This window comes from Flavobacterium sp. (assembly GCF_040379285.1).
Lineage (GTDB): Bacteria > Bacteroidota > Bacteroidia > Flavobacteriales > Flavobacteriaceae > Flavobacterium.
In genome coordinates this window covers 21532-30978 of record NZ_JBEILJ010000032.1, presented here as the reverse complement: position 1 = coordinate 30978, position 9447 = coordinate 21532, and the positions used below count along the sequence as shown (strand labels likewise).

The 9447-nt window shown below is 40.4% G+C and carries 10 protein-coding genes and 1 pseudogene; all 11 read right to left on the bottom strand.

What is annotated here, in order from left to right; translation table 11 throughout:
* A pseudogene (locus ABWO12_RS08135) lies at nucleotides 1–434 on the bottom strand (F0F1 ATP synthase subunit alpha); the annotation flags it as partial.
* Between the two features lie 23 nt (nucleotides 435–457).
* Complete coding sequence (gene atpH / locus ABWO12_RS08130) at nucleotides 458–985, bottom strand: ATP synthase F1 subunit delta (protein WP_353088278.1); 528 nt, start codon at nucleotides 983–985, stop codon at nucleotides 458–460.
* A 6-nt stretch (nucleotides 986–991) separates the two neighbouring features.
* The gene (locus tag ABWO12_RS08125; protein ID WP_353088277.1) at nucleotides 992–1492 is read right to left on the bottom strand and encodes a F0F1 ATP synthase subunit B; all 501 of its coding nucleotides are present in this window, start codon (nucleotides 1490–1492) and stop codon (nucleotides 992–994) included.
* Between the two features lie 74 nt (nucleotides 1493–1566).
* Entirely contained in the window at nucleotides 1567–1761 is a 195-nt protein-coding gene (gene atpE, locus ABWO12_RS08120; protein WP_073360321.1) for an ATP synthase F0 subunit C, read from the bottom strand.
* Nucleotides 1762–1793: 32 nt separating this feature from the next.
* Entirely contained in the window at nucleotides 1794–2963 is a 1170-nt protein-coding gene (atpB, locus tag ABWO12_RS08115) for a F0F1 ATP synthase subunit A (protein ID WP_353088275.1), read from the bottom strand.
* A 72-nt stretch (nucleotides 2964–3035) separates the two neighbouring features.
* Nucleotides 3036–3470, bottom strand: coding sequence for a hypothetical protein (locus ABWO12_RS08110; protein ID WP_353088273.1), 435 nt, complete (start codon nucleotides 3468–3470; stop codon nucleotides 3036–3038).
* Nucleotides 3460–3687: an AtpZ/AtpI family protein gene (locus tag ABWO12_RS08105; RefSeq protein WP_353088271.1), complete on the bottom strand. Its 228-nt coding sequence runs from the start codon at nucleotides 3685–3687 to the stop codon at nucleotides 3460–3462. Before ABWO12_RS08105 ends, ABWO12_RS08110 begins: the two co-directional genes overlap by 11 nt.
* Nucleotides 3659–4063: a bactofilin family protein gene (locus ABWO12_RS08100; RefSeq protein WP_353088269.1), complete on the bottom strand. Its 405-nt coding sequence runs from the start codon at nucleotides 4061–4063 to the stop codon at nucleotides 3659–3661. The genes ABWO12_RS08105 and ABWO12_RS08100 overlap by 29 nt, the downstream gene beginning before the upstream one ends.
* A gap of 1 nt (nucleotide 4064) precedes the next feature.
* Nucleotides 4065–6944 (bottom strand): type IX secretion system periplasmic lipoprotein PorW/SprE, encoded by a 2880-nt coding sequence (porW, locus tag ABWO12_RS08095; RefSeq protein WP_353088267.1) that lies wholly within the window; start codon nucleotides 6942–6944, stop codon nucleotides 4065–4067.
* A 164-nt stretch (nucleotides 6945–7108) separates the two neighbouring features.
* Nucleotides 7109–7807: an ABC transporter ATP-binding protein gene (locus ABWO12_RS08090; RefSeq protein ID WP_073360309.1), complete on the bottom strand. Its 699-nt coding sequence runs from the start codon at nucleotides 7805–7807 to the stop codon at nucleotides 7109–7111.
* 18 nt (nucleotides 7808–7825) lie between these two features.
* Entirely contained in the window at nucleotides 7826–9295 is a 1470-nt protein-coding gene (locus ABWO12_RS08085; RefSeq protein ID WP_353088266.1) for a DUF5687 family protein, read from the bottom strand.
* Nucleotides 9296–9447 lie beyond the last annotated feature (152 nt).

Genomic DNA, 9447 nt, shown 5'->3' with positions numbered 1-9447 from the left:
TTTACAGGCTGACGGAAAATTACCCCCGGCGCTTTGCGTTCCAATGGCATTTCATACAACTCACCGCTGATCGGTCCTTTTCCATCGATAGGATTTCCTAGCGTATCCACAACACGTCCTACGATTCCCTCACCGACTTTCAAAGAAGCGATTCGTTGGGTACGTTTTACGGTTGAGCCTTCTTTGATTCCTGTAGAGGGCCCTAAAAGCACCACCCCAACGTTATCTTCCTCAAGGTTCAATACAATCGCCTCTAGTCCGTTATCAAACTGCACTAACTCGCCGTATTGTGCATTGGATAAACCGTAAACGCGTGCGATACCATCCCCCACTTCGAGTACGGTTCCTACTTCTTCCAAAGAAGCTCCCGATTCAAAACCGGTTAGTTGTTTTTTAAGGATTGCTGAAATTTCAGCAGCTTTAATTTCTGCCATTGTAATATATCTTTAATGATGTATTAGTTACTAAACTCTCTTTTTAACTCATTTAAACGACCGGATACAGAGGCATTGTATTGCATATCGCCGATGCGTAAGATAAAACCACCTATAATGGATGGATCTATCGTATTTTCTATAGTAATTTTCTTGGATGACATTTCTGCAATTTTGGCGCTTATGGTTTTTTCCATTTCGGCCGTCATGGGAATTGCAGTGGTCACTTTGGCAATTTCAACCCCGATACTTTCATCATACAAATGACCGTATTGTTTGGCAATTGCTCCTATTATTTCAAAACGTTTGTTGGTAAACAACAATTGAAACAAACTTTGCGTTTCTTGTTGAGCGCCAGCGAAAATTTCAAGTAAAGCATTTTTCTTGGCTTCCAAACGAACCACAGGGCTCGATAAAAACACGTGTAATTCGTGACTTTCCGCTAAGGCGGCTGTAATCGACTTCATATCGGCATTTACCGCTTCCGATTTCCCAGAAGCCGTGGCAATATCTAAAATCGCTTTCGCGTATCGAATCGCTGCTCTTGACATACGTTATTAGTTTAATTTGGAATCACCCAACATTTTTTCTACCAATTTAGATTGCGCTTCTTTGTTAGATAATTCATCACGCAATAATTTTTCAGCAATTTCTATGGAAAGAGCCGAAACTTGGCTTTTCAATTCAGCCATAGCTGCATTTTTCTCGCCTTCGATAGCCGCTTTTGCTTGGGCAATCATTTTCTCGCCTTGCGCTTGAGCGTCTGCCTTCGCATCGTTGATCATTTTTTCTTTGATCTTACGCGCCTCCTTTAATAGTGTATCGCGATCTGCACGGGCATCTGCCAATAATTTCTCATTATCAGATTTTAAATTGGCCATTTCTTGACGCGCTTGTTCCGCTGATTGCAACGCATTTTTAATCCCTTCTTCGCGCTCATTCACAGCATCTAAGATAGGTTTCCATGCAAATTTTTTCAACAACAGAATTAAACCCACAAAAATTACTGCCTGTAATATAAATAAGCCTAAAGAAAATTGACCTAATAATTGTTCCATTATATTATGTTTTAATTAATGTTAATTTGAAAACAATTGTTGTAACCAACCGTTACAACAATTGTTTAGAATTATTATTTCCCTACGAAGAACGCAGCGAAACCAATACCTTCAATCAACGCAGCAGCGATCAACATTGCTGTTTGAATTTTTCCAGAAGCTTCAGGCTGACGCGCAATAGCTTCCATAGCTGATCCACCGATTTTACCGATACCTAAACCAGCACCGATTACGATCAAACCTGCTCCTACTAAATTTGGAATTGTCATAATGTATATATTAAATTAAACATTCAAAAAAATTAATGATGATCATCGTGATGATGTTCCTCTTTTGCCGCACCAAAATAAAGAGCGGTCAACATTGTAAATATATAAGCCTGTAAACCTGCAACTAAAACCTCTAAAATTGACAAAGCAAATGCCAAAACAAAGGACAAACTACTTCCAATCATATTGTTGAAGGTATACATCATAGCGATAATACTCATCAAAACCACGTGACCGGCGAGCATATTTGCATAAAGACGAACCGTTAATGAAAATGGCTTAATTAAAGTGCCTAATAACTCAATTGGTGCCAAAATAATTTTCATTGGAACAGGCACACCTGGCATCCAAAAAATATGTCCCCAGTAGTTTTTGTTAGCAGTAAATGTGGTAATCAAATACGTTAAAATAGCCAAAGCAGCTGTAATTGCAATGTTATTCGTCACATTAACCCCAAGCGGCGTCAAACCAAACATGTTTAAAAACCATATAAAAAAGAAAACGGTTAATAAATGACTCATGTACTTTTTATAATGTTTTTCACCTATATTCGGAATAGCGATATCGTCACGAATAAAAAGTATAATTGGTTCAAAAAAACGACCAACGCCTGATGCAATACCATTATTCTTTTTATACGAGTTAGCTAGACTTCTAAACAACACAAACATTAAAAAGGCAACAACTAAAATCATAAAAACATTTTTAGTTATTGACAAATCTAAGGGTTTCTTGTTGGTAGGGTGATGTCCTTCATATTCAATGGTACCTTTAGCATCCGTTTTGAATATTTGACCATGTACGATTTTATAAAAATTCCCATTACTTTCGGCTACGGCCGTTTCATGTTCAAATTTTGAAGAAGAAAAGATATGTAATCCATTATCCCAAAGTATTACAGGTAATGAAAAACCTACGTGATGACCGTTACCATAAGAAAACAATGTAAAATCGTGAGAATCTAGTAAATGGTGTTGAATAAATTCTTCTCTTTCTTTTACTTTTTTCTCCTCTTCTGTTAAAGCTTGATCTCCTTCATTGGAATGATCTCCCTCATGTCCTTTCTCCACAGCAGTCGTTGCTTCTTGTGAAGCCGTCATTTGCGTATGTGCTCCGTGATTGTCATTCGCGAATGAAAGTAAGGGCATAAAAGCCAGTAGGGCAGCTACAATGAAGTGGCTTGGTTTTCTAGAAATCACCATTTTTATTCACGTAATTTTAAGGTTTCCAAAATTTGGTGCAAAGGTACATCTTTTAGAAAAAAAACAATGGGATTACCGTTCTTTTTTGAATTTTTCGTTAAAAGTGGGCTTTTGAGGCGTATTATTCAATAGTTGAATGGTTAAAACCGTCTCCACCACAAGAAAAAATGCAAAAATGCTGTAAAAATTAATTTTTTCCTGAGCGCTTGAAAAACCGTAGATTACTTCTTTTCCGAAACCAAAAGCGAGGGCCATTTTTATCGAAGTCACCACCAAAAAAGTCATGCCGACTTGATCGAAGTTTTTGTGTTTTACGCCCACTAAAAAAGTTAGAATGGCTATTGATAAAATTGCAAAAATGAAAAATAAAGATTCCACCGACCAATAATAGCGTTGGGCCGAATTGGAAAAAGGTTCATGTAAGGCAAAAACCAAGCGATTTATGCCGTAGCCAACCCAGGCACAAAGCAATGCTTTGAAGCAAACGTTTCGGCATTCACGAACCATATTTATCAATCTCTTGAACTTGTCGGTATACATTATAGAGCGCCACAAAAACACCAAACACGGTGACTCCTTTGGTATACCATTGATTAGAATTGGGATATTTGCTGTCTAACCATTGTCCCAATAACGAAAATAAAAAGATGATTATTCCCATTTGAAGGGGAATATTCAACAACGCAATCCAACGGTTAGGCTGTTTTTTCGGTGACGGGCTCATGGGGTTGCGAAATGGGTTTCACCTGAGGCTTCATCACACATGTAGCCGAGAACTCTGCACCGGGTTCTACCGCCAATTTTCCACAGACCACTTCTCCTTTGATAACGGCCTTCGATTTTACACTTAATAGGTCTGAAATTTGAAGTTTCCCCTCGACCCGGCCTTCAATGTCGCAATTTTTACAAGTAATATCGCCTTGAACACTACCCGCAGGACCAATGACTAATTTTCCTTTGGTTTCAAAATTTCCCACCAATTGTCCGTCCAAACGAAAATCGGCCGGAGAAACAATATTTCCCTGTATGGTGGTACCTTCCACAATTCGGTTGGTCTTTCCTAATAAATCGGTATACGATTTGGTTTTTTTCTCAAACATATTACTTCTTGTTAGGATTAAAGCCTGGCGCTGGCGGTAGCGCATTCATGGGCGCATCTTCTGCAGCATTTGATTTGGTAGCGGGAACCGAGTTGGAAGGATTGCCTGTGGGAGTGGGTTTCGATCCTTGGGTGCCTTTGGGAGTATCGCCCGCTGGGGCTACTGGGTCTTCGCCAAACAATTCCTCTTTGGTTACAGTGCCTGAGTTTTTCCCTTTAGGAACAACTTTTGGAATTTCTTTTTCGATTTCAAGGTTACGTTGCACCGGTACGATAGGTTTATTCAACCAATCGCCCGTCACATAATCCTCAAAATTCTTCATCACCTGAACCACCTTATAATTCTCGTTGGAAATAATCGCATAGGGTTCGGCAATTTTATACTCTTTAAACTCTTTCAACACTTGCGCAATTCCCTTAGCATTGTCTAAATTTTTAATTCCGTGAAGCACGACAAAATTTTTATCCAACATATAAATGTCTTCCGATAAAGTCATCGTTTCGATGGTTCGCTGCTGGATAAATTTTTTCAATTTATCCACCAATTTTTGCGTCGCCGCTGTGGTTGGAAATGTCACAGGATAAACAATATTCCAGGAGGTGACGGGTTCTGAATTAAAGGACAACGATTCTAAATAAGGAATTTTTTTCTGAATAAACAGCTCCGTTTTCTTTCCCTCTTCCGAATTTGGATAGGTCAAGGCCACATAATTTAGTCCCTTTTTATATTCCGACAATCCTTTGAGTTTCCCTAACAATTGGGCTTTCAACAACTCGTATTTGGGCACCAACTCTTCACCTGTAAATTGCTCGATGGCCTGTTCAGTTTGTGGTAAAACTTCTCTATACTTACCTGAATCATAGGCTCGGTAAAGCGCATCATACGTTGCCTCGGGTGTCGTGGCTATAGCCGCTGCCGAAGTATTTCCGCCAACAATTTGCGCATAACGCGTATCGGGATATTCATTGAGAATTCGACTCTTAATGGCCGCCGCCTTGATTGGGTCGATGATTTGATAGACTTTGTATAAGTTATACAAACTTGGCAAGACCAATCGCTCTTCGGGTTTGTTTTTGAGTAACTGTTCAAACTTGCTCGCTGAACGGGTGTACTCTTTGAATTTTTCTTTGTAAATAACGCCCAACTGGTAATAGGCAAAGTTTCGTTCTTTGGCTAGAGAATCCAACACTTTTACGTTCGTAGGCAACTGTTTGAGGTAAAATTCGGTGGTGTGCATCGGATTAACCGTTTTAACCTCCTCTTCTTTTTCTGCATTTGCATTTTCATCCTCTTTGTCGGGATTAGCCCCTTTGCTTACCGTTGAAGACCAACGCCAATTTTCACCATAGGTTCGTTTCCCCCATTTTTTGCCAAATTCAACTTTCCCTATTTCAACGGTATTGGGATTGTAAAAGTAGAAATTGCTGACTTCATTGCTGGACGCCACGGGAGTAATCACGTTTTTCTTTCCACCACCCAATTTATCGGCGCCCAAAGCGTCTTTCCCTTGGTTGGCATTCGCCTCGGCGGCCGCTTTCTCTTGGGCTAGCTTTTCAGCCATGAGTTTTAACGCCGCTTCTTCTTTTTTCAAACGCTCAATATGTTTTTGAAAAAAAGCTTCCCGGTCGGCCAATGACATGCCTGTGAGGTTGAGAATACTATCATTGCGTTGGGCAATGCCTTCAAACTTGATAACGTCTTGAAGATTTTCTCGTTTTTTGGTAATCAATCGGAATTCTCTTGTCCGCGGATTCAATACGGTCAACGTACTGTCAAAATATTTTCCCGCCACCACATATTTCGCTTCGTTGAAATGGAGCTCGGCTAAATTTCGGTAATTGGAAGCTACCAAATACTGATCTTGTGGCTTGGCTTTAAGTGAGGCATTGTAAGACAATTTGGCCTGTTTGGGTTGGTTTACTTTTTCATAATACAAGGCCATTTGATGGTGCAATACATCCATAAAAGGGCGGTTTTCGCGTTCTTCCATCAAGTCTTTGTATTTTTTTAAAAAAGCTACGGTATCGCCTGTTTTGGGATTAAACTGACGGGCTTGTCGCGCATGGGCTTGGATTACATACTGACGGGCCGCTTTGCGATTCATGTCGATAACCCGTTGGTACTCGATAAAAGCACTGTCTTTTTGACCGCGATCTTCATACAATTGCGCCGTAATAAAACGGTACCGTGACTTTTCCTCGTCGAGTTTGGTAAATTCGGTAGCCAAACGCAACTTTGCAATCGCACTGTCAATTTCTTTTAAGTTGATAAACGCTTGGGCAAGCGTAGCGTTGGCATCGGCATAAACTTGGTCTTTAAACTTGATCTCTTTCAACAACTTACGAAGATTATTGACGGCTAATTCGTCATTTTCCAATCGCATGTTGGTTTTTTCCCGCCAAATTTTAACCAAATTAATTTTATCACTTTGCGGATACTTATACAAAACATAGTTGAACGCTTCCAACGCAGGGACAAAACGTTGCTCGTAATACCGCGCCTGTCCTAGCATCAGGTGCGCTTCATCCATTTGGGGATTGCGTTCCACCCCATCAATATTCATCGAATGTTTTTGTATCGCTTTGATCGCTTTGGTCTCAGCCCGATCAAAATTGGGATTCTTTGTGTCGCCGGGCAATGCTTTTTCCTCTGTAACTTGCATACGCTCTACTGGCAGTACCTCCCAAAAGTTATCTTTATATTGGTTGCGTAAATCCACGACCCCTTGGTCCATCGCTACTTCACCGTTGTATAGAATATTGTATTTGGTATTTAACGCGTGAAATTTTCGATTAACAAAGGCATCTTTTTTCGTTGAACAAGCCACGAGTACGGCAGCGAATCCGAAAAAAAGGAAATATTTTGGGGTTGAGTTTTTCAAGTCAAAAACGTTTATGTAACTAACTGCAATTTGGCGCTTTTAGTATATCTAACGGGTAAAAATACATTTCTTTTTGTAAAGTGAAAAAAAATAGGGGGAAAATTGAAAATAGTACACCCCAACAGCCGAAACCATTGGGGTGTACCTGAGAAGATATAGCAACCTTATACCGCAAAAAAGGCTTCCAACTCTTGAAGCGTCTCTGGGCTGGTTTGAATGTCTTTGACCACCTGACCCAAATGCAGTGCCACGATACGATTACACACCTCAACGGTATGCACCAAATCGTGGCTCGATACCAACAAGGTTACGTTGGGGTCTTCGGCCAATTCTTTTAAAATCTTTTTTAAACGATTCACCGTCGTTGGGTCTAAATTCGCAAAGGGTTCATCCAAAATAATCACTTCGGGATTACCAATCAATGTTGCAATGATTCCCACTTTTTTCTGATTCCCTTTCGACAAATCGCGCAAATACTTTTTCTTGGTCAAAATCTCTCCATTGAAAAAATCTTCATGCTTGGCCAACAAGGCATCTACATCGGCTTTGTTCTGGCCTCGAAGTTCCCCGATAAAATAAAAGTATTCTTCCGCCGTCAAGTAACCGATTAAAAAACTCTCATCCAAAAACGCAGCGGTAAACGGTTTCCAAGCCTCGCTTGAACTCACGGCAACCCCATTGTTAATCACTTTTCCCGTTGTGGGCTGAATCAAATCTAGCAGCAAACTAAACAACGTGGTTTTACCTGCACCGTTGTTGCCTACCAATCCAAAACTCTGTCCCTTAGGAATTTCCAATTCGTTAATATCTAAAACTTTGACGCCATTAGCGTACATCTTGCTTAATTGTTGTACTTGTATCATGAGGAAGGAAGATTATCGTTATTCTTTTTGTTTGTATGCGGCCAAAGTGCCATACTTTTCTACTTTGTAAATTTTTTCTATTTGCGAAAACACGCGATCGCGGAAGGCAAAGCCCAATACGCCAGCACCCGCCACCAAAAGCACTCCTAAATCGGAAGAATGGGTATAGTAACCCAACGAATACAACCCCATAGGAAGTAGCATTTTGGGCAAAGAAATCAACATCGTCTTGGCATTAAAGGCCTGTTTGTTCCCAAACGCTTGTTTGCTCGTTGTCAAATCAATCGGAGTTTTCACATACGCACCGCCCAACATGACCAAATGCGAGTTGAATCCCATATTGAAAACCGCACCCACAATGATCATCTTGTATACGTCCCAGCCGAAATACAAATAAAAAGAAGCAATCAACGTAGAGACAAACGTCGCCAACACCATCAACCACCATTTCGACATTAAATAATCGCGGTACTGAATGTTTTGACTCATCATCAATGGGTAGTAGGCGCTATCCCAACTCGGAATAAATTGGCCAAACACAAACAAAAATCCACCCGTACAAAAAATCGCCGCAAACATTTGCATCGGCGCCGATTGATAGGCTTCAATCGAATTGGTATAAAACAACAACCCATAAGCAATAAACAACACACTCATCACCAAGGTTGTTTTGGAACGTTTATTTCGCTTGAGCAAGCGAATGTCATTTTTCAAAAACGTTCCCAAAGTGCCAAACTGATTCAACCATGTTAAATTTTCGGTTTGCGCGATTTCAGCTTTTGAAGCCAATTTCTCATCCAAATGCATGTGGCCCGCAAAATAGCGGTAGGTTGCATAATATAAAAGCACCAAAAGCACGACGGGCACTAGCGCCACAATCGGGGTGTCAAATATAGCTTGAAATAACGGATACGTATACGCAGTGATATCAAACCAACCATAGTATTGCGAAGCGGCCAAAAGCAACACCAATCCCGCCATCGGATAAAAAACAGCATCCTTGTTGTTGAGTAAAATATTGGTAAAATTACAGCAGTAAATCAATGCGCTAATGCCCAACCACCAAGCTAAGGTCGACCCTACAGGCTCACCTTTGTAGAGCATCATTGCTGTAAAAGGAACTAGAAAAAAAGCATGAAGGATGTTGAAGAAGGAAAACCATGTTTTTCCCAACAAAAAGTGAATCACCGTACTTTTTTTGAGCGGCGTCACCAACAGCGGACGAATATTCATCACCGGCATTTTTTGCATAAAATACCGTACAATCAAATCAGCCATCAAATAATAAATCATAATGCGATTGATGGTTTGTAACGGATTGTACCCTTGCTCTTTCAAAATCGGATAGACCGCCAATCCTAGGATCAAAAAACAAACAATAAAGTACAAAGCCCCCAAAGCCATCAAAATCTTTAAGGCGAGGTTGGTTTGAAACGATGCCGAACGGGCAAACGATTTCCATTCCAACGAAAGAAAACGACGTATCATAGGTTTTAAGTTTTTCAATTAGTGAACAAGATAATGTTTTTGTTACAATTAGGGCGGTCCGGCAAATGAACTTTTTTCATCTATCCACCCATCCCTTGCCGTCGGGTGTTCCGCTACAAGTCCGCACTCATACTTCGCTTGCGGGCTTTCCC

Bases quoted from the DNA above. Each gene is read 5' to 3' on its own strand.
- atpH (WP_353088278.1), bottom strand. From the start codon at position 985: ATGTCAAGAGCAGCGATTCGATACGCGAAAGCGATTTTAGATATTGCC.
- ABWO12_RS08125 (WP_353088277.1), bottom strand. From the start codon at position 1,492: ATGGAACAATTATTAGGTCAATTTTCTTTAGGCTTATTTATATTACAG.
- atpE (WP_073360321.1), bottom strand. From the start codon at position 1,761: ATGACAATTCCAAATTTAGTAGGAGCAGGTTTGATCGTAATCGGTGCT.
- atpB (WP_353088275.1), bottom strand. From the start codon at position 2,963: ATGGTGATTTCTAGAAAACCAAGCCACTTCATTGTAGCTGCCCTACTG.
- ABWO12_RS08110 (WP_353088273.1), bottom strand. From the start codon at position 3,470: ATGGTTCGTGAATGCCGAAACGTTTGCTTCAAAGCATTGCTTTGTGCC.
- ABWO12_RS08105 (WP_353088271.1), bottom strand. From the start codon at position 3,687: ATGAGCCCGTCACCGAAAAAACAGCCTAACCGTTGGATTGCGTTGTTG.
- ABWO12_RS08100 (WP_353088269.1), bottom strand. From the start codon at position 4,063: ATGTTTGAGAAAAAAACCAAATCGTATACCGATTTATTAGGAAAGACC.
- ABWO12_RS08090 (WP_073360309.1), bottom strand. From the start codon at position 7,807: ATGATACAAGTACAACAATTAAGCAAGATGTACGCTAATGGCGTCAAA.
- ABWO12_RS08085 (WP_353088266.1), bottom strand. From the start codon at position 9,295: ATGATACGTCGTTTTCTTTCGTTGGAATGGAAATCGTTTGCCCGTTCG.